This is a genomic window from Plantibacter sp. MCCC 1A11337, from assembly GCF_013349365.1.
GTDB lineage: Bacteria > Actinomycetota > Actinomycetes > Actinomycetales > Microbacteriaceae > Plantibacter > Plantibacter flavus_A.
On the sequence record NZ_JABJWX010000001.1, the window covers coordinates 1,085,040 to 1,105,116 of the forward strand.

Annotated in this window: 19 protein-coding genes; 3 read left to right on the forward strand and 16 right to left on the reverse strand. The window is 69.4% G+C overall.

The window, feature by feature from the left end; genetic code table 11:
- Positions 1-4: 4 nt before the first annotated feature.
- Positions 5-784 (reverse strand): glucosamine-6-phosphate deaminase, encoded by a 780-nt coding sequence (locus HOW07_RS05035; RefSeq protein ID WP_121289702.1) that lies wholly within the window; start codon positions 782-784, stop codon positions 5-7.
- Positions 777-1,688 (reverse strand): ROK family protein, encoded by a 912-nt coding sequence (locus tag HOW07_RS05040; protein WP_121289700.1) that lies wholly within the window; start codon positions 1,686-1,688, stop codon positions 777-779. Before HOW07_RS05040 ends, HOW07_RS05035 begins: the two co-directional genes overlap by 8 nt.
- A gap of 259 nt (positions 1,689-1,947) precedes the next feature.
- On the opposite strand from HOW07_RS05040, the gene HOW07_RS05045 reads away from it, so the two are divergent.
- Entirely contained in the window at positions 1,948-2,361 is a 414-nt protein-coding gene (locus tag HOW07_RS05045) for a hypothetical protein (protein WP_064296639.1), read from the forward strand.
- Between the two features lie 68 nt (positions 2,362-2,429).
- Here HOW07_RS05045 and HOW07_RS05050 read toward each other — a convergent pair whose 3' ends face one another.
- From HOW07_RS05050 to HOW07_RS05065, 4 genes are all read right to left on the reverse strand, one after another.
- Positions 2,430-3,347 carry a carbohydrate ABC transporter permease gene (locus HOW07_RS05050; protein WP_082916227.1) on the reverse strand — a complete coding sequence of 306 codons (918 nt, stop codon included), beginning with the start codon at positions 3,345-3,347 and terminating at the stop codon, positions 2,430-2,432.
- The gene (locus tag HOW07_RS05055) at positions 3,344-4,198 is read right to left on the reverse strand and encodes a carbohydrate ABC transporter permease (RefSeq protein ID WP_121290331.1); all 855 of its coding nucleotides are present in this window, start codon (positions 4,196-4,198) and stop codon (positions 3,344-3,346) included. The genes HOW07_RS05050 and HOW07_RS05055 overlap by 4 nt, the downstream gene beginning before the upstream one ends.
- Before the next feature lie 95 nt (positions 4,199-4,293).
- A complete protein-coding gene (locus HOW07_RS05060) occupies positions 4,294-5,631 on the reverse strand; it encodes an ABC transporter substrate-binding protein (protein WP_121289698.1) in 1,338 nt (445 codons plus the stop codon).
- Positions 5,632-5,780: 149 nt separating this feature from the next.
- Positions 5,781-6,995: an NADP-dependent isocitrate dehydrogenase gene (locus HOW07_RS05065; protein WP_064296642.1), complete on the reverse strand. Its 1,215-nt coding sequence runs from the start codon at positions 6,993-6,995 to the stop codon at positions 5,781-5,783.
- Between the two features lie 283 nt (positions 6,996-7,278).
- On the opposite strand from HOW07_RS05065, the gene HOW07_RS05070 reads away from it, so the two are divergent.
- Together HOW07_RS05070 and HOW07_RS05075 are read left to right on the forward strand one after the other, a co-directional pair.
- Positions 7,279-7,731: a GNAT family N-acetyltransferase gene (locus tag HOW07_RS05070; protein ID WP_079001745.1), complete on the forward strand. Its 453-nt coding sequence runs from the start codon at positions 7,279-7,281 to the stop codon at positions 7,729-7,731.
- Positions 7,732-7,735: 4 nt separating this feature from the next.
- Positions 7,736-8,056, forward strand: a complete 321-nt coding sequence (locus HOW07_RS05075; RefSeq protein WP_064296644.1) for an MGMT family protein — start codon at positions 7,736-7,738, stop codon at positions 8,054-8,056.
- Between the two features lie 16 nt (positions 8,057-8,072).
- Here HOW07_RS05075 and HOW07_RS05080 read toward each other — a convergent pair whose 3' ends face one another.
- From HOW07_RS05080 to HOW07_RS05120, 10 genes are all read right to left on the reverse strand, one after another.
- On the reverse strand, positions 8,073-9,851 hold the full coding sequence (locus tag HOW07_RS05080) for a histidine kinase (protein WP_079001743.1): 1,779 nt from the start codon (positions 9,849-9,851) through the stop codon (positions 8,073-8,075).
- On the reverse strand, positions 9,844-10,521 hold the full coding sequence (locus HOW07_RS05085) for a response regulator transcription factor (protein ID WP_175116248.1): 678 nt from the start codon (positions 10,519-10,521) through the stop codon (positions 9,844-9,846). The genes HOW07_RS05080 and HOW07_RS05085 overlap by 8 nt, the downstream gene beginning before the upstream one ends.
- Before the next feature lie 94 nt (positions 10,522-10,615).
- Positions 10,616-12,436, reverse strand: a complete 1,821-nt coding sequence (locus HOW07_RS05090; RefSeq protein ID WP_121289689.1) for an ABC transporter ATP-binding protein — start codon at positions 12,434-12,436, stop codon at positions 10,616-10,618.
- Entirely contained in the window at positions 12,433-14,202 is a 1,770-nt protein-coding gene (locus HOW07_RS05095) for an ABC transporter ATP-binding protein (protein WP_254628162.1), read from the reverse strand. Before HOW07_RS05095 ends, HOW07_RS05090 begins: the two co-directional genes overlap by 4 nt.
- 222 nt (positions 14,203-14,424) lie before the next feature.
- Positions 14,425-14,550: a hypothetical protein gene (locus HOW07_RS19620; protein WP_255376697.1), complete on the reverse strand. Its 126-nt coding sequence runs from the start codon at positions 14,548-14,550 to the stop codon at positions 14,425-14,427.
- A 180-nt stretch (positions 14,551-14,730) separates the two neighbouring features.
- The gene (locus HOW07_RS05100; RefSeq protein WP_121290329.1) at positions 14,731-15,045 is read right to left on the reverse strand and encodes a hypothetical protein; all 315 of its coding nucleotides are present in this window, start codon (positions 15,043-15,045) and stop codon (positions 14,731-14,733) included.
- 88 nt (positions 15,046-15,133) lie between these two features.
- Positions 15,134-16,345 carry a dimethylargininase gene (gene ddaH, locus HOW07_RS05105; RefSeq protein WP_175116250.1) on the reverse strand — a complete coding sequence of 404 codons (1,212 nt, stop codon included), beginning with the start codon at positions 16,343-16,345 and terminating at the stop codon, positions 15,134-15,136.
- 109 nt (positions 16,346-16,454) lie between these two features.
- Complete coding sequence (purH, locus tag HOW07_RS05110) at positions 16,455-18,062, reverse strand: bifunctional phosphoribosylaminoimidazolecarboxamide formyltransferase/IMP cyclohydrolase (RefSeq protein WP_175116251.1); 1,608 nt, start codon at positions 18,060-18,062, stop codon at positions 16,455-16,457.
- A complete protein-coding gene (gene purN / locus HOW07_RS05115; RefSeq protein ID WP_064296651.1) occupies positions 18,059-18,685 on the reverse strand; it encodes a phosphoribosylglycinamide formyltransferase in 627 nt (208 codons plus the stop codon). The genes purH and purN overlap by 4 nt, the downstream gene beginning before the upstream one ends.
- 9 nt (positions 18,686-18,694) lie before the next feature.
- The gene (locus HOW07_RS05120) at positions 18,695-19,972 is read right to left on the reverse strand and encodes a DUF6350 family protein (RefSeq protein WP_175116252.1); all 1,278 of its coding nucleotides are present in this window, start codon (positions 19,970-19,972) and stop codon (positions 18,695-18,697) included.
- Positions 19,973-20,077 lie beyond the last annotated feature (105 nt).

Below are 20,077 nucleotides of genomic sequence, written 5' to 3' on the forward strand. Positions count from 1 at the left end.
GCCGTCAGATACCCTGCCAGGCGGGCTTGTTGGCGTACGCGTAGCGGTAGTAGTCGGCGTGCTGCAGCTCGGACGCCGCCGCTTCATCGAGGACCACCGTGGCGCGCGGGTGCAGCTGCACCGCCGAACCGGGGAGGTTGGCGGAGAGCGGTCCCTCGAGCGCAGCGGCGATCGCAGCCGCCTTGCCGGCGCCGAAGGCGAGGAGGACGAGGTGCCTCGCCCGGAGGATGGTGCCGAGACCCTGGGTGATGCAGTGCATGGGGACGTCGTCGATCGAGTCGAAGAACCGTGCGTTGTCCCGGCGGGTCTGCTCCGTCAGGGTCTTCACGCGGGTGAGCGAGGCGAACGACGAGCCCGGTTCGTTGAACCCGATGTGGCCGTCGGTCCCGATGCCGAGGATCTGCAGGTCGACGCCACCGGCGGCCTGGATCGCCGCTTCGTAGTCGGCGCCCGCGTGCTGGATGGTCTCGGCCGCACCGTTCGGCACCTGGATGCGCTCGGGCACGAGGCCGAGCGGCTCGACGACCTCACGTGTGATGACGGAACGGTACGACTCGGGGTGCCCGGCCGGCAGACCGACGTACTCGTCGAGGGCGAACCCTCGCACCTGCGAGAGGTCGAGGCCGTGGGACCGGGTCGCGAGGGCCTCGTAGACGGGGAGCGGGGTCGACCCCGTCGCCAGCCCGAGGACGGCGTCCGGACGCTCCTCGATCAGGGAGACGATCGCCTCCGCGACGAGGGCGCCTGCGGCACCACTGTCCCCCACGATCACGACTTCAGCCATGCGACGGTTCTCCTCTTCCCACGAGCGCTGCGCCGATCGCCGCGACGGGGGATCCCGTCGGCACGAGGCGCACGCGCTGTTCCAACTGCAATGATGCGACGAATCGAGACCCGGCGGCGGATTCGGCCAGAGCCTCGCGGATGACGGCGAGCAGTCGCTCGCCGAGAGCGGTGAGTCCTCCTCCGAGGACGATGTCGTCGGCGTCGACGGTGAGGGTCAGGATGCGGACGGCCGCGGCCGCACCGTGACCCAGGCGTGCGCGGAGGGCGACGGCCCGCGGGTCCCCGGCGTCGGCGTGGTCGAAGAGGTCGAGCACCGGCAGGGCCACGTCGGCTCCCCAGGCGGCGGAGACCGCACCACCGGCGGCCATGGTCTCGACGCACCCCCGCTGTCCGCACCCGCAGCGGTCACCGAGCGGATCGACGGACAGATGCCCGACCTCGCCGGCGACCCCGCTCGAGCCCCGCCAGAGCCGGCCGTCCGTGACGATACCTGCGGCGACGCCCGTGCCCAGATTGAGGTAGGCCATCGTGCCGGAACCGTCGAGCAGCTGCCAGGCGCCGAGGGCGGCCGCCTTCACATCGTTCTCCACGGCGACCGGGACCCTGAGTCGCTGGGTGAGGATCGCACCGAGCTCGAGTTCCTCCACGTCGAGGTTGACGGCGTGGGTCACCCGACCGGTGCCCGGGACGGTCAGCCCGGGGATACCGACGCCGACCGAGGTGAAGGCGTCGATCGGGCGCGCGACGGCGTCGGAGAGCCGACTGACGGCCTCGACGGCGGTCTCGACGACGGCTTCGGGCCCGCGTCCCGTGACCAGCCTGAGCCGATGCAGGAGCGCGCCGTCGTCCGTCACGACGACGGCATCGGTCTTCGTGCCGCCGATGTCGAGTCCTACCCTCACGCGCTTCGTCTCCGGAGGGCGTCGTGGCGCGTCTGCATGCTGTGGTTCCTTCGATCCGTGGAGCGACCCGCTCGCACCACCGGTTTGTTCGCCAAGCTTACAAATAAACGGGGCTCGCGTCCATGTCGGAGACGACCACGCACCAGCGTCGGACGGCGTCCGCCTGCGGGTTGCGGGCTCCACCGGGTAGCCTGGAGGCCGACCCGCAGCGCGCGGGCGGGCCCGCCACGGGCACCGAACACGGGGGAATCACACCACCATGAAGAAGAACGCAGCAGCATTCCTCGGCGCGATCGCCGTCTCTGGCCTGCTCCTCACCGGTTGTGCCGGCGGCGCCCAGAGCAAGGAGGATGCGTGCAAGCTCATCCAGTCCGAGGTGACGGAGTCGGCTTCGCAGCTGCAGTCGGGCCTGAGCTCGCTGTCCTCCGACCCCGAGGCGGCCGTCACCCAGCTCGACGACTTCTCCGGAACGTTCAAGGCTGCGGCCGACAAGGTCACGAACGACGAGGTGAAGACCGCGGCGAACGACTCGGTCAAGGCACTCAACGACTTCATCGACGTCGCGAAGACGGCTGTCGACGACCCGCAGAACGTCGACCAGACCGGGCTCACCGATTCACTCACGAAGCTCCAGGACGAATTCACCACGCTCGGCAACACCTGCAGCCTCTAGCTCGACACGACTGACGACGGGCCCCGGATCGGCTGATCCGGGGCCCGTCGCCGTCTCCGGGCCGTCGGCTACTTCACGGATCCCTCGGTGAGCCCGCCACGCCAGAAGCGCTGCAGCACGATCATCGCGATCGCCAAGGGGATGATCGACAACAGTGCGCCGCCGGTCGTCAGCTCGTAGAACTCCGGCAGGCGGTCGACCTGGCTCCGCCAGTTGTTCAGGCCCAGGGTGATCGGGTACAGCGTGCTGTCGGACAGCATGACGAGTGGCAGGAAGTAGTTGTTCCAGATCCCGACGAGCTGGAAGAGGAAGACGGTCACGAGCGCGGGCGTGAGGATCTTCAGCCCCACGGTGTGGAAGATCCGCAGCTCGCTCGCGCCGTCGATCCGTGCGGCCTCGATGAGCGAGTCGTCGATCGTCGCGTCGGCGTAGATCCGGCAGAGGAACAACCCGAACGGCGAGACGAGCGACGGAAGGAGCACCGACCAGTACGTGTTCGCGAGCCCCAGCTGACTGAAGAGCAGGAACAGCGGGAGTGCTGTGGCCGTCCCCGGCACGAGGACCCCGCCGAGGATGGTGCCGAAGACGAGGTTGCGCCCGCGGAACCGGTACTTCGCGAGCGCGTACCCGCCTGCCGCGGCGAGGTACGTCGCGATGAGGGCTCCCACGCCCGCATAAAGCACCGAGTTGCCGAACCAGCGGACGAAGATGCCGCCGTCGTAGGTGAGTACCTCGTGGAGGTTCGACCACAACGAGAACTCCGAGCCGAGGAGGAAGCCGTTGCTGCCGAACAGATCCTCGGTGCTCTTGGTCGCAGCGATCACCACCCAGTACACGGGCACCAGGAAGTAGACCGCGACGACGACGAGGATGCCCGTCACGAGCACCCGCATCCCCCTGGACCCACCGGGGCGCCCCTGCTGGTCGCTCAGCCGCTGGGCTCGCTTCGACGAGGTCGCGGTCGTGATGCTCCGGGTCTCGCTCATGATGCCCTCCTCGACGTCAGCCGCAGGAAGATGAACGACAGCGCGAACGCGACCAGGGCGATGAGCACCGCCTGCGCTGCGGCGACGTTGTAGTCGTTGTAGGCGAACGCGGTCGTGTAGGCGCTGAGGTTCGGCGTGTACTCGTTGTCGATCGCGGGCGACACGGTCTGCAGCACCTGGGGCTCGGCGAAGAGCTGGAGCGTGCCGATGATGGAGAACACGGTCGTGAGGATGAGCGCCGGCCGGATGAGCGGAAGCTGGATGCTCGCCGCGACGCGGAACGGCCCGGCGCCGTCGACCTTCGCGGCTTCGTAGACCTCGCCGGGGATGGCCTTCAACTGGGCGACGACGATCATCATGTTGTACCCGGTGTAGGTCCAGGTCACGATGTTGGCGATGGACCAGAGCACCGTGCCGGCGCCGAGGAAGTCGAGCTCGATCCCCATCGCCCCGGCGATGTCGATGATCGGGCTGAGTCCCGGGACGTAGAGGAACGACCAGAGGATCGTCGCGATCACGCCGGGGATGCCGTAGGGCAGGAAGTACACGGCCCGGAAGAACCCCGGCCACTTCGCGGAGGCGGACTCGAGGAGGAGCGCCAGCAGGGTGCACAGCGCGATCATGACCGTGACCTGCACGACGCCGAAGAGGAGCATCCGGCCGATCGAGGCGATGAAGTTGCCGTTCTCCAGGGCCTGGGCGTAGTTGGAGAACCACGCGAACTCGGTCGTGACGCCCTCCTCCCCGAAGACACCCTTCCGTGAGACACGGACGAAGCTGCTGCCGACCGCGACGATGATCGGCAGGATGAAGGTGAGGACGAAGAGCGCCAGGAACGGTCCGAGGAGCATCCACGGAGCCGCGACCGAGGTCCGGCGTCGGCGCTGCGACCCCGACCGGGACGGGTCGTCCGCCACTCCACGCGCCGGGCGTTCCGTGAGGGCGCTCACGACGCCGCCTCGATCCGGAGGCCCTTGTTGCGGAACGCGGTGATGACGTCGCGCTGCCCCTGGACCACGGCGTCCACGAGGGTGCCGCCCGAGGCCTTGGCCCGGAACCCGTCGGCGAGGATGTTGAAGGTCTGCTGGGTGAGTGGCCACCACTGCCACTCGTTGTTCTGTTCCTTGGCGGCCGGCACGAAGACCTCCTCGTTGTAGTTCTGGCCACCGAAGAACTCGCTCGGCTGTTGTCGGCGCGAGCCGATGTAGGCGTCGTTCGGCGACCACCCGATGCCGGAGTGCTCGATCATGGCGTCGATGCCGGCGTCGCTCGTGGTCATCCACACGGCGAACTCGAGCGCCTCCCTCGGGTGGGCGCTGTTCGCCAGGACGGCAGCCGTGGACCCGCCCTGGAAGGTCGAGCCGTACCCCTCGCTCCCCCACCGGGGCAACGGCGCGACCCGCCACTTGCCCTCGGCCCCCGAGACGCCCTGCAGGAGGGCGTCTCCCCAGCTGGCTCCGGCGAGCGACGCGATCGAGTCCTTCGCCGCAGCGGCGAACCAGGCCGGTGAGAACTGGCTGTAGGAGGTGGTCATGACGCCGTCGTCGATGGCCCGGTCGAAGAACCTGGCCGTCTCCAAGGTCGCGTCGTCCGTCATATCCACGATCCACCGGTCGCCGTCCACACGGAACCAGGACGCGCCGGCCTGGGTCGCCATGGCCGCGAACCATGACGCGTCGTCGAGGGCGAAGCAATCCAGATACATGTCGGCGTCGCGCACCGCCCCCGCCACCTGGAACCACTCGTCCCAGGTGGCCGGGGCCTTCGCGCCCACCCGGTCGAGCAGGTCCGGGCGGTAGTAGAGCGCCATCGGACCGGAGTCCTGTGGGATCCCGTAGACCCCGTCGACGTAGGAGACCTGGTTCCAGAGGGTCTCGTTGTACCGCGACGCGACCTCGTCCGCGCCGTAGCGCCGGAGATCGACCAACCCGTTCACGAGCAGGAACTCGGGGAGCGTCCGCATCTCGACCTGCGCGAGGTCCGGACCACCACCCGCGGCGAGCGCCGAGTAGAGCTTCTGATACCCGCCGTCGTTGCCTCCGGGGATCCAGACCGCCTCGACCTGCACGTTCGGGTGGTCGGCGTTCCAGACGTCGGCGACCTTCTGGAGGTCCTTCAGCCAGGCCCAGTACGTGAGCGTGATCCGTTCACCGGCGGCGGCCGGGGCGATCGTCGGACCGGTGTTCGGCGACACCGTCCCCGGGGTGGAACAGCCCGCCAGGAGTGCGGTCGCACCACCGGCTGCAGCCCAGGCCAGCAACTGTCTTCTCGTCATCGGTGACATCGATGGTCCTCACGTCGTCGTCGAGGTGGTCCATCGACGCTAACACGACCGTCCGGGCCGGCGTCGTGACCCGAACGACGGACGGGGCCCGGGAGCGCGTGCTCCCGGACCCCGTCCGTGTGGTGCCGGTGCCGGTCAGGCCGACGTCATCAGGCCAGGCGCGCCTTGAGGTTCGCCGAGATGGTCTCGAGGAACTCCTCGGTGGTCTGGTAGGCCTGGTCGGGGCCGACGAGGAGCGCGAGGTCCTTCGTCATGGCGCCGGACTCGACCGTCTTGATGACGACGTCCTCGAGGGTCGCCGCGAACTCGATGAGCTCCTGGTTGCCGTCGAGCACGCCTCGGTGCTGCAGGCCACGGGTCCACGCGAAGATCGAGGCGATCGGGTTCGTCGACGTGGGCTTGCCCTGCTGGTGCTGGCGGTAGTGGCGCGTGACGGTGCCGTGAGCGGCCTCGGCCTCCACGATCTTGCCGTCGGGCGTGGCCAGCACGCTCGTCATGAGGCCGAGCGAACCGAAGCCCTGAGCCACGGTGTCGGACTGGACGTCGCCGTCGTAGTTCTTGCAGGCCCAGACGTAACCGCCCTCCCACTTCATGGCCGAGGCGACCATGTCGTCGATGAGTCGGTGCTCGTAGGTGATGCCGGCAGCCTCGAACCGCTCCTTGAACTCCGCGTCGAAGATCTCCTGGAAGATGTCCTTGAACCGGCCGTCGTAGGCCTTGAGGATGGTGTTCTTCGTGGAGAGGTACACCGGGTAGTTGCGGTTCAGGCCGTAGTTGAGGCTGGCACGCGCGAAGTCGCGGATCGAGGCGTCGAGGTTGTACTGCACCTGTGCGATGCCGTCGCCGGGCGACTGGAAGACCTCGAACTTCTGCGGCTCCGAGCCGTCGTCGGGCGTGAACTCGACCGTGAGCTTGCCCTCGCCCTTGAACAGGAAGTCGGTCGCGCGGTACTGGTCGCCGAACGCGTGGCGGCCGATGATGATCGGCTTGTTCCACCCGGGCACGAGACGCGGGATGTTCGAGATGATGATGGGCTCGCGGAAGATGACGCCGCCGAGGATGTTGCGGATGGTGCCGTTCGGGCTCCGCCACATCTTCTTGAGACCGAACTCCTCGACACGTGCCTCGTCGGGGGTGATGGTCGCGCACTTGACGCCGACGCCGTGCTTCTGGATGGCGTGCGCGGCGTCGATCGTGATCTGGTCGTCCGTCTCATCACGCTTCTCGATGCCGAGGTCGTAGTACTCGAGGTTCACATCGAGGTAGGGGTGGATGAGCGAGTCCTTGATGAACTGCCAGATGATGCGAGTCATCTCATCGCCGTCGAGTTCGACGACGGTGCCTTCGACCTTGATCTTCGACACTGGTTGTCCTTTCTGATGCCGCCCTGAGCCGAGCGGCCTACGGAGGTGCGCACGCGGTGGAGTGCTCCGCATGGCATGGAGGAGACCGCATCCGAAAGGTGGACGGCACGGCCACGCCCTAGCTTACAAGACCTGCCAGGTCTCTTGACATCGAGACAGTTGGATCCGACGGCCCCCGGACGCCCCGCTCCCGCCTGTGGGTCGGCCGTGGATGTCGCCGCGAGGAGCGTGTCGGCGGTCCGACGGACTATCCGCGGTCCGCCGGACAGGTTAGCCTGGGCTCATGGCTGAGCTGCGTCTGGAAGAACTGTCCGCATCGACGATCGTGGCGGTCAACGCGCTCACCATGAAACCCGGGCAGGAGCAGTTCATCGCCCCGGTGTCCTACGCGGTCGCGGCCGCGGTCGTGAACCCCGCCACCTCCTGGCAGCGCGTCATCCTCGACGGCGACGAGGTCGTCGGATTCATCTCCGCCAACTTCGACCACGAGTCGGCGCAGGAGGAGTTCCGCTCCGCCCTGTGGCGCATCAACGTCGACGCCGACGACCAGGGCCGCGGCGTCGGCCGGTTCGCGGTGGCCTCGCTCATCGAGGAGGCCAAGCAGCGCGGCTTCGACCACGTCAACGTCATCTACGAGCCCGGCGACCTCGGTCCCGAGGCGTTCTTCCTCCGCGTCGGGTTCTCCCCCGTCGGCGAGACCCAGTACGGCGAGACCATCGGCAGCATCAGCCTCTGAGACGGTGAGCGGGTCGTCACCGACGGACTCGGCTGAGGCGTTCGCCGAGGCCGTGCTGGCCGTCGTCGCCGACATCCCCGAGGGCTGCGCCCTGAGCTACGGCCAGGTCGCGTCCATCATCGGGTCGAAGTCGGCGCGCGGCGTCGGTCGCGTCATGGCGCAGTACGGGCACGCCGTGCCCTGGTGGCGGGTCGTCCGGTCGGGCGGTCTCCCTCCGACGGGGCACGAGGATCGCGCCCTCGAACACTACGAGGCCGAGGGCACACCGATCGTCCCGATGAGCGGCGGGCGGTACCGCCTGGGTCGCGAGGCACTGCTGTACTGACCGTCTTCGCGCCCGATCAGCCGGGAAGGTGGATCGAGACGACCGTCCCGGCACCGACCGGGCTCTCGACGCGCATCGTCCCGCCGACGGCGTCGACCCGGTCCGCGAGACCGCGCAACCCACTCCCCCGCGCAGGATCGGCGCCGCCTACACCGTCGTCCGCGACCACGACCCGGAGCCCACCGTCGGGGTCGTCGGAGACGACCACTTCGCAGCTGGACGCCCCGGAGTACTTCGTGACGTTGGCCAGGCACTCCGAGACGACGTAGTAGACGGTCGCCTCGATGAGCTGCCTGGGCCGCTCGCGCAGCTCGACGGTGACCTTGGTGACGACGGTGCACCGACGCCCGAGTTCGGCGATCGCCGGCACCAGTCCGCCCTCGGCCAAGAGCGCCGGATGCAGTCCTCGGGCGAGTTCGCGGAGCTCCTTGATGGCGCTCGCGAGCTGATCGATGGTGGTCTCGAGGCCGTCGGCCAGGGCGAGTTGGCCGTCGGCGCGTGCAGCGTCGCTCGCCATCCGGAGTCGCAGTGCGACGGAGAACAGCTGCTGCTGGGAACCGTCGTGCAGGTCGCGCTCCGCCCGCCGTCGCGCTTCGTCGGCCGCCTGCACGATGCGCAACCGCGATCGGCTCACCTCGCGCAACGAGTGGCGGAGTTCAGCGGTGAGTCGTTCGTTGTCGATCATGATGCGCAGCGACGCCGACACCGACCGGAGCAACTGCGGATTGTCGAGCAGAGCCGCGTCGTGCTCGATGTACACGAGCGGCGCGTCCGCGTCGCCGACGCTCGACATCGCCCGACCGCGTGGGTCCCGGTCGGTGGTCCGCTGCGATCCCGGCCAGACGAGCCGGGCGGTGCGGTCCCCGAGGACGGTCTTCACCGCGCCGTCCCAGCGGTCGTGACCGGTCTCGCTCAGCTGTCCGGTCTGCACGAGGTCGACGGCCCTGGCGCGGATCGTCCGCATCCGGATGAGACCCGTCGCGTACGCGGCAGGGACGAGCACCACCGAGAACGCGTTGAGGTCCTCGACGACGAGCCGGAGGTGCTCGGGCCATCCCCCGAGGCGGACGAGGGACCACGCCACCCCGATGACGAGCCACAACACGAACGCGACCGGCATGATGAAGGCGACCTGTCTGGCCGCTCCGCTGCTCCGCGCCCACCGCAAGAGCACGACACCCGCGACCACGACCGCGAAGGCCCCCATGACTCCCGCGTGGACCCGGCCGAGCGCGTCGGCCACGTCTCCGGTCGCGATGACGGCGTACCGACTCCGCTCGTGGCTCGCGTCGAGCACGTGGTTCGGCGTCACCAGCAGCGTCACGATCGCATAGGTGACGAGGTAGACCGAGGCGGTGATGACGAGCCGCCGATCGAAGCCGCGCCGCAGCCGGCCGGCCGGGAAGGCCAGGGCCAGCCACACCAGCGCGACCCCCGGGAGTACGGAGATCGACATGAGGAGCGGCCAGAGCCAGCCCGCGTGGACGCCGTACGCCCACATGTAGGCCGTCTCGGCCAGCGCGTACCCGACGATCACCCAGCCCGGAGCGGCCGTCGGAGCCAGCCACCAGATCAGCCCTGCCGCCACCAGCGCCGCGAGGTGGCCCACCAACCAGGGCAGACCGTTGCCGTCGGCGATGCCCGGCTGGACGACGCCGAACACGACCGACAGGACGCACACGAGTGCGGCGGCGAGCAGGATGCCGAGTCGCAGCGGCCACGGCAGGCGCCCGCGGCCGGCCGGTGCCGGGATGGGCAGCGAGGTCGCCCGTCCGTGTGGGCGACCGTCAGCCATCCGTGTGTTCCAGCCATCGCACGACCGCGAGGACGCGGCGGTGGTCCGCCGAGGAGTCCTCGAGTCCGAGCTTGGCCAGGATGCGGCTGATGTGTGCTTCGACGGTCTTCAGACTGACGACCAGCGCCTTCGCGATGCCGGAGTTCGATCGCCCCTCGGCCATGAGGGTGAGGACTTCTCGTTCCCGCTCCGTGAGGTGGTCCAGGCCGTCGGAACGGGTCCGCTCCGCGACGAGGAGGGAGACGACCTCGGGATCCACGACGGACTCACCCGCCGCCACGCGCTCCACGGCGTCGACGAGTGTCCCGGAGTCGGCGACGCGGTCCTTCAGCAGGTAACCGGTGCCACCTCCGGAGCCGAGCGCGCGGACCGCGTAGGAGGGCACGGCGTACGTGCTCAGCAGGAGCACCCCGGCCGCGAAGCCCGACGCCCGCAACTGCTCGAGGGCGACGATGCCCTCGTCGGTGTGGGTCGGCGGCATCCGGATGTCGAGCACCACGGCGTCGAGCTGCAGCCCCGCGTCGATGCGGCCGACCAGGTCGACCGCCGACCCGAACGACCCGACCACGGCGTGGCCACCCGCCTTGAGGATCTGCGCGACACCCTCACGGAGGAGCACCGCGTCGTCCGCGACGGCGACACGCAGCGAACGCGGTTCCTGACTGGTCATCCGCTCATTGTGGCAGGTCGACGAGACGAGGTGTAGTGCCCACGGGGTCACTCCGTCACCGGAGGACCCCGTGGACACGCCTGCGCGGCCCGGTTCAGCCGACCGAGGACCGCCAGGCGGCGTGCATCGCGGCGAACCGACCCGTGCCGCCGATGAGCTCCGCTGGCGCGCCGTCCTCGATCACCCGGCCGTGCTCCATCACGAGCACCCGGTCGGCGATCGCGACGGTCGACAACCGGTGCGCGATGATGATCGCGGTGCGGTCCGCGAGCAGGGTCTGCAACGCCTCCTGGACGAGTCGCTCGCTCGGGATGTCGAGCGAGGCGGTCGCCTCGTCGAGGATCAGCACGGCCGGATCCGCGAGGAACGCCCGCGCGAACGACAGGAGCTGCCGCTGTCCGGCCGAGACCCGACCACCGCGCTTGTTCACGTCGGTGTCGTAGCCGTTCGGCAACGCCTCGATGAAGGTGTGCGCGCCGACGGCCTTCGCGGCGGCGGTGATCTCCTCGATCGTCGCGTCGGGCTTGCCCAACGCGATGTTGTCGGCGACCGAGCCGGAGAACAGGTAGGCCTCCTGCGTCACCATGACGATCGCCCGACGGAGGTCCTTCGGGTGGAGGTCGCGCAGGTCGATGCCGTCGAGGCGCACCGCACCGTCGGTCGGGTCGTAGAACCGACTGACGAGCTTCGCGAGCGTCGACTTGCCCGCACCGGTCGTGCCGACGAGTGCGATGGTCTGCCCTGCCGGGATCTCGAGGTCGAATTCCGGGAGCACCACCCGGTCGGCGGCGTACGCGAACGTCACGTCGTCGAAGGTGATGCGTCCCTGCGACGTCCACAGGTCGACCGGCGCGACCGGGTCGGGTACCCCGGGACGCTCCTCGAGCACGCCGGAGATCTTCTCGAGCGCCGCAGCGGCCGACTGGTAGGAGTTGTAGAACATCGCCATCTCCTCCATCGGGTCGAAGAACCGTCGCGTGTAGAGGAGCGCCGCGAGCAGCGCTCCGATCGCGAGCTGTCCGTCCGCGACCCGGAACCCGCCGACGAGGAGCACCACGGCGACGGAGACGTTGCCGATGAACACCAGTCCGGGATCGAACACCCCGAACAGCTGGATGACCCGGGCGTTGGTGTCGCGGTACTGCTCCACGAGCTCGCCGAACGCGCGCTCGTTCCGCCGCTCCTTCCGGAACGCCTTCACGGCACGGATACCGGTCATCGCCTCCACGAAGAACACGATGAGCTTCGCCGACCGGACGCGCGACTCGCGGAACATCCGCTGCGAGCGGAGCTGGAACCAGCGCGTGAGGACGAACAGCGGGATGAGTGATCCGAGGAGCACCAGACCGCTGACCCAGTCGACGAGGACGAGGGCCGCCGCGGTGAACCCCATGTACAGCACGCCGGACACGAGCTGGTTGATCCCGGAGTCGAGCAGCTCGCGGATGGAGTCGAGGTCGCTCGTCTGGCGGGAGATGATGCGACCCGAGGTGTAGCTCTCATGGAAGTCGAGGCTGAGCCGCTGCGTCTGCAGGAACACGCGCTTCCGCAGGTCGATCAGGATCGCCTGGCTGATCCGAGCGGCGAGCACGGTGTACCAGGAGATCAGCGTCGCACCGGCGGCGCCGGTCAGCAGGTACGCGCCGACCACGAGGAAGGCCGGCATCCAGTCGGCGCGTTCCAGGACGGCCGGGAGGGCGCGGTCGATGCCGAGGGCGATCAACGCGGGCCCGGCGACCTGGGCGGCGGTCGACACCACGACGATGGTCATGGCGGCGATCACGCGCAGGCGCAGGGGCGCGAGCAGCGATCCGAGCAGGCGCAGCGAACGGCGCCGGATGTGCGCGGACTCGTCACGGGTGAGGTCGTCGCGCTCCTCACCCTCCACTCCGTGGACGGTCGTCGGCGGGGTCACAGGTTCACCTCCTGGCGGTTGGACTCTCGTTCGTCGTCTTCCAGACTCGAGATCACGTAGCGGTAATGGGCGTTGTGCTGCAACAACTCACTGTGGCGACCCACGGCGGTGATGCGACCGTCCTCCAGGAGGGCGACGCGGTCCGCCAGGGTGACGGTGCTCGGCCGGTGGGCGACGATCAGGGCCGTGGTGGAGGCGAGCACTCGGCGGAGTGCCGCTTCGACGAGCGCCTCGGTGTCGACGTCGAGCGCCGACAACGGATCGTCCAGCACGAGCACCTCCGGCCGCGCGGCCACCGCACGCGCGAGTGCGAGCCGCTGACGCTGCCCACCGGACAGGCTGAGCCCCTCTTCACCGACCAGCGTCTCGACGCCGTTCGGCAATTCGTCGACGAACCCGGCCTGGGCGATGTCGAGCGCCTCGCGCAGGATCCGATCGGCCTCCGCGGAGTCGAGGTCGATGTCGTCCCGCCCGAGGAGGACGTTCTCCTTGACGCTCGCCGAGAAGAGGGTCGCATCCTCGAACGCCATCGCGATGTGCCGGCGCAGGTCTTCTCGGGTGAGCGCCCGGATGTCGACGCCGTCGAGCAGGATCCGCCCACCCGTGACGTCGTACAGGCGGGTGGTCAGTGCCGTGATGGTCGACTTCCCGGAACCCGTCAGACCGACGAGTGCCATGGTCTCCCCCGGCTCGAGCCGGAGGTCGACGCCGTCCACCACGTCCGCGGAGCGGTCGGGTGCGTCCTGGTAGCGGAAGTGCACGTCCTCGAACACGAGCTCGCCGCGCGGTTCACGGATGCGTTCGGGGTGCTCGGGGTCGGTGATCGTGTTGACCGAGTCGATGACCTCGAAGTACCGGTCGGTCGCCGTCCGGGTGTCGAAGGTCATCGCGAGCAGGAAGCCGATCGACTCGATCGGGAACCGCAGGATCGTGGCCGTCGCGAAGAAGGCGAACAGCTGACCGACGGTGAGTTCTCCGATCGACGCGAGCCAGACCCCTGCCAACAGGCAGAGCGCGAAGGCGACGTCCGGCAACAGGACGAGCCAGAACCAGATCCCCGCGATGGCCTTGGCCTTCTCGATCTCGGTCCCCCGCAGGTCCTCGGCGCGCGACGCGAAGCTCCGCAGGGCGTGCTTGCCGCGACCGAACGCCTTGAGCACCCGGATGCCGTGGACGGACTCCTCGACGGCGGTCGCCAGGTCACCCGCCTGGTCCTGGCTGCGCCGGGCGATGACCGAGTACCGCCCCTCGAAGGTGAACCCGAACACCCACACGGGGATGGCGAGCGCGATGAAGATGAGTCCGAGCAGCCAGTTCCAGGTGAACAGGATGACGGCACCGATGACGATCGTGACGCCGTTGACGATCAGGAGCACGAAGCCGAACGAGATCCACCGGCGGATGAGTCCGAGGTCGCTGACGGCGCGGGAGAGCAGCTGTCCGCTCTGCCACCGGTCGTGGAAGGTCACGGGGAGGTCCTGCAGCTTGGCGAACAGCGCATTGCGCATCCGCGCCTCGACGTGGGTCCCGGGCGTCAGGACGAACCAGCGGCGCAGCGCGATCATGACCGCCTCGAGCACTCCGAGGGCGAGGACCACGAGCACAGCCGGCCAGATCTGCGCGGAGTCGCCGGTCGAGAGCGGACCGTCGACGAGCGCCTGCAGCACGAGCGGGATCGCGAGGGCCACCAGGCCGGCGACGAGCGCGGCGACCATGCCGAGCACGATCCGCGGCATGGCGGTCTTCGCGAAGGGGTAGATCCGCATCAGGGCACGGAACGTACTCTGGCGCGGTTGGACAGGACGGCGTTCATCGCCGAGCGGAGTCATGACGGGGATTCCTTGCGAGAGCGTCGGTGACGTCGATCACCGACGGGAGGATGGTCGTGGAACGGCCGGACGGCGAGGTCGCTGTGCGAGGTCGCAGCATCCGGTGACGGGCCCGGACGAGGCCGGACGGATGGTGAGGTGGACTGCCTGGCGCTCGTGCTAAGCGTCGGCGTCCGCTGCGGCGGCGCGTCCGGCTGGCGCCGGGACGGCCACGGGGCGGCGGCTCGAGGCGGAGCGGGCACGATCGACCGTCGGCGCGAGCGCGGTGTGGTTCGAGAGCGTCATGGCATCCTCCTCATCCTGTTTGGCGAGAGCCGCGGGCCGGGTGTACAGGTCGCACTCGAACGCGGGCGGCGACCGATCACGGTGAACGAGGTTCGGCGCAGCAGACCAGACTATGGGAATCGGCCATCAGCCTGCAAGGGATCCATGCGGTTGCACGCACCGGTCCGAATTGTCCCGTCGTCAGGAGATCGGTTCGTCGACGATGCCGACGAAGGCTCCGATGCCGTCGACCTCCCGCCGACGCGCTCCCTCGGGCACCGGCGGCAGCTCGTCGGCGCCGTGCCAGGAACAGGTCACCATCGAGAACTCCGGCCACCACTTCTTCGGGCGGAGCGTCTCGCTGGTGCCGCAGATCGAGCACCGCAACTCCACCCAGACCGGCCGTTTCCCGGTCCGGTTCGCGCGGGACTGCACGTACCAGGCGGGCGGGTCGGCGAGGAACGCCGCCAACTGGTCCGCCGACCAGAACGGCGGGATCCCGTGGTGTCTGGCCATCTCGAGCGGGATGTCCAATCGCTGCGCGACGGTCCTCCGGCTCAGATCCCGACCGCCGCGCGCTCCAGCCTGCTGCTCCACGATCGGCTCAGCTGACCCGCACGGACAGGCAGGTCACGCAGCCCTCGAGCTTCTCGAACTCGCTGATGTCCACCTGGACCACGGTGTAGCCACGGTCCTCGAGCAGCGCAGCCGTCTTGGGAGCGGCTGCGGAGATGAGCACGGTGTCCTCCGCGAGTTCGACCACAGCGACGCCCTCGCGCTCGGGCACGACGAGGTGGCGACCGAAGAAGGACGGGTCCTCGACGAGGTCGGGGTGGACGAGCACGGTCCCGTCGGGGAGCGCGGTGACCGTCGACTTCAGGTGGAGGGCGGTCGTGACGGGGACTGCCACCACGTCGAACCCGAGCGGCGCGAGGATGGCTCGGAGCTGCCGGACGCCTTCGGCGTTGGTGCGGCCGCTGCGACCGACGTAGACGGTCGTGCCGACCCGGAGGACGTCGCCGCCCTCCAGGGTGCCTTCGCCCTCGATCCGGTACACCCGGAGGCCGAGCTCACGGGCGGTGGTCTCGGCTGCGACGACCTCGGGGCGACGGCTCTCGGCGCCCGGTCGGGTCACGACGGCGACGTCGCCGATCACGATGACGGCGTCCTCGATGAAGACGGAGTCCGCGAGCTGCTCGGCCCAGGAGACCTCGGTGGTGTCCCAGCCGGCGGCGTCGAACGCGGCGACGTAGGCGTCCCACTGCTTGTCGGCGAGCTCGGCGTCGATCGGCGTGCGCTCCAGGTGCGTCACGAGGCCTTCGGCGAGGTTGGAGGCGGGCATGCGCACGAGCGCGATCCGGCGTCCGTCGTCGAGCACGGCGTCCTGCGTGCGGACGACCATCCAGTACACGGGGTATCCGATGAATGCCGCGGAGAGCGCGACGACGACCACGAAGACGAGGTTGAGGCTGACGAGCGTCGCGACGATGCTGCCGAGTACGGTGCTGTCGATGGGCTGCCCCGTCGTCGCCACCTGGACGATGAGGCCGAGGAGCGCTCCGATGACGGCGAGGGCGGCGCCGCCCAGCAGGGCGAGGAGTCGGTACCGGTAGAGGCCGACGACGCCCACGATCAGCAGCAGCACGAAGGTGATGATCGTGCTCTCGAAGAAGTACGGGCTCGCCTGGGCGAAGATCGTCCCGGCGAACTGGTAGCCGACGAACGTGACGAACATGACCCCCAGGAAGCCCACGACGATGGTCGCGACGGCGGCGGCGGCGGATGCGATGAGCTTGCGGCTCCAGGTGGCAGTCATCCGACAACCGTAGCCCAACGACACAGCGGCGTCGGGCCACGTGGGCCCGACGCCGCTGGGAGATCACCAAGAGCCGGCCCAGAACCCCCACAGGGGCGGGCGGCACGGCCTAGTGGAAGAAGTGACGCTCCCCCGTGAAGTACATGGTCACGCCGGCGGCTTCGGCCGCAGCGATGACCTCTTCGTCGCGGACGGAACCACCGGGCTGCACGACCGCGCGCACGCCGGCGTCGAGCAGGACCTGCAGGCCGTCCGCGAACGGGAAGAAGGCGTCCGAGGCCGCGACGGAGCCCGCCGCGCGGTCACCGGCTCGGCTCACGGCGAGGTGGCAGGAGTCGACGCGGTTGACCTGGCCCATCCCGACGCCCACGCTCGCGCTGCCCTTGGCGAGCAGGATGCCGTTGGACTTGACCGAGCGGCACGCCTTCCACGCGAAGATGAGGTCGAGCAGGGTGTCGTCGTCGGCCGGTTCGCCAGTGACGAGTGTCCAGCCCTTGGCGGTGTCCTGCGGGTCGTCGGCGAAGCGATCCGCGTCCTGGTAGAGCAGGCCACCGGAGATCTGCCGGACCTCGCGGTCCTCACGCACGAAGTCCTCCGGCAGCTGCAGGAGACGCAGGTTCTTCTTCGTCTTGAGCACCTCGAGCGCGGCGTCCTCGAAGCCCGGGGCGACGAGCACCTCGGTGAAGATCTCCTTGACCGTCTCGGCCATGCCGAGGGTCACGACGCGGTTGGCTGCGATGACGCCACCGAAGGCGGAGACCGGGTCGCACTCGTGCGCCCGACGGTGGGCCGAGGCGATCGGGTCGGGTGCCTTCGGGTTCGCGAAGGCGATACCGCACGGGTTCGCGTGCTTGATGATCGCGACGGCGGGGTTGGCGAAGTCGTAGGCCGCGCGGACCGCAGCGTCGGCGTCGACGTAGTTGTTGTACGACATCTCCTTGCCGTGCAACTGCGTCGCCTGGGCGATCCCGGCACCACCCGGACGGACGTACAGCGCCGCGGCCTGGTGCGAGTTCTCGCCGTAGCGCAGCACCGCCTCGCGACGACCGGTGACGGTCAGCGTGCTGGGGAAGGCGTCCACCTCGGTCGTCTCCGTGCTCGCGAACCACGCGGACACCGCCGCGTCGTACGAGGCGGTGTGGTCGAAGGCCTGCGCGGCGAGCGAGCGACGCTGAGCGAGCGTGGTGCCGCCGGCCGCGACGGCCTCGGTGATCAGCCCGTAGCGTTCGGGAGAGACGACGATCGCGACGTTGGCGTGGTTCTTCGCCGAGGCGCGCACCATCGCCGGCCCACCGATGTCGATCTGTTCGACGACGTCGTCACCGGCGGCGCCGCTCGCGACCGTCTCGACGAAGGGGTACAGGTTCACGATGACGAGCTGGAACGGCTCGATACCGAGCTCGGCGAGCTGGGCCTCGTGGGATTCGAGGCGCAGATCGGCGAGGAGTCCGGCGTGCACCGAGGGGTGCAGGGTCTTGACGCGACCGTCGAGCGACTCGGGGAACCCGGTGACCTCGGACACGTCGGTCACCGTGTGGCCCGCACCGCGGATGGTCGCCGCAGTGGAGCCGGTGGAGACGATCTCGACGCCCGCTGCGGCGAGTGCGCCGGCGAGCTCGAGCAGCCCGGTCTTGTCGCTGACCGAGATCAGCGCCCGGCGGACGGGGACGAGGTCGCGTTCGCGGTAGAGGCTGTGGTCGTGGCTGGGACCGCTCATGACTGGGGTGCTCCTTCTGCTGGCGGGCGGGACGCCGTGGAGAGCGCCTCGAGGTCGATGGTTCCGGTGGCGAGGTCGCGGACGGCCTGGACGAGCAGTCGACGCTCCACCGGCTTGATCCGCTCGTGGAGGCTGTGCTCCGTGTCGTCGGGCAGGACCGGGACACGCTCCTGCGAGATGATCGGACCCGCGTCGACACCGTTGTCGACGACGATGATCGATGCCCCGGTCTGCGAGGCGCCTGCCGCCAGTGCGTCCCGGACGCCGTGCGCTCCCGGGAACTCGGGGAGGTACGCGGGGTGCGTGTTGATGATGCGCGGCGAGAGGGCGTCGACGACCACGGGTGGCAGGAGGCGCATGAGGCCGCTGAGGACGAGGACGTCAGGGTTCCAGACCCGGATCTGCTCGAGGAGGGCTGCGCCCCACTCCGCCCGCGAGTCGAAGGACGAGTACGGGACGGTGAACGACGGGATGCCGAACTCCTCGGCGTGAGCAAGGCCGTCAGCCTCCCGATCGGCACCGACGGCGATGACGCGAGCGGGGAAATCCGCGTCGCGTGAGGCTTCGAGGAGGGCGCGGAGATTGGATCCGCCACCGGAGATCAGCACGACGAGTGACAGCACCAGAGCATCCTATCGGTCGCGGGCACCCCGGCCGCTCGGCTGGGCGTACAGCTCCGGGAGGCGGTCCTCATCGGCCAGATGCGTCGGACCGGCCGCCATGCCGACCACGGCCGCGATCCCGACCGTCAGCGTGGTCCACAGGCCCGTCGCCCAACCGTTCGGGCCGACCTCGATGAGTCGACCTGGGCCTGCCGCGCCCGCCGAGAGGGCCGCGAGAACTCCGACGATGATGCCGGCGGTGACCCCGACGCCGAGACCGACGACCGCCAGTCGTGCGAGCCCGCCGCGCCCGTCGAGGTCGACGAGCAGACGACGGCGCAGCACCACGGCGGCGGCGAATCCGATGACGACCGGGACCACGAGGACCACGAAACCGAGTGGGCTCTCCCCCGTCGGGATGGCGCCGAGGACCGGCACGGCCGGCATGGGCCCGACGAGCGTGCCGATCGGTGAGATCGCCGTGCCGCTCCCGATGGCGAAGCCCGCGCCGGTGATCCAGCTCATGGCCCAGATCACGAGGTTCGGGAGGTACAGGAGTTCGGCGCCGGTGACGATCGCACCACCCAGGACGCCGAACTGCGCGCTCTCATGCAGGGAGATGATGGCACCGTAGCCGACGGCGATGAGGATGGCCGCCAGGACCGCGGAGACCGCCACCAGTCCCGTGGCTGCGAGCGCTCCACCACGCAGCGCCGCGACGATCATCGACCAGGTCCCGTCCGGCATCCGGTCCCGCATCGCGCGGAGTCCGTCGAGGATCGGATCGGCCGCGTCCTGCTCACGGAATCGGACCCACAGTGCGGCGACCACGACCCCGCCTGCGAAGCGCACGGTCGGCGCGAGGGTCCCCTGGACGATCGAGGGACGCACCGCCGGGTGGAGGGCGGTGAGGGCCACGAGGAACGAGAGCAGGGCGAACACGAACACCGACAGCACGACGGCACCCTGCCACCAGGTGCTGCGCGCCGCGCGGGCCCCGGTGCGCAGACCGAACAGGACCGTGCCGATCGTGAAGGCGAGGGGCGCCAGGGAGACGAGGAACGGCTCCATCCCGGCGGGCAGTCCGAGTTGGGTGATGAGGGCCGTGTCGAGGGTGATGCGCATGCTCGAGCCATTGCCGAGCGCCCAGATGTCGACGGCCCCCCGCCAGAGCGCGGCCGGGTCGACGTCCAACTGGAAGTGCAGGGCCCACAGGGCGAGGAGTGGGACGAGTGCGACACCGATGCCGATGGCCACGGCGAGGGTGGCATCGAGGGCGGCGAGGAGGGCGACGGTCAGACGGTTCATGCGCCTTCGACCCTACCTGGAGCCGCGCGTGCGGACGGTCAGGCACACGGCGTGCGTGGGCCGAAACGCCACGACGCGACGCCCGAACCGGGCGCCGCGTCGTGG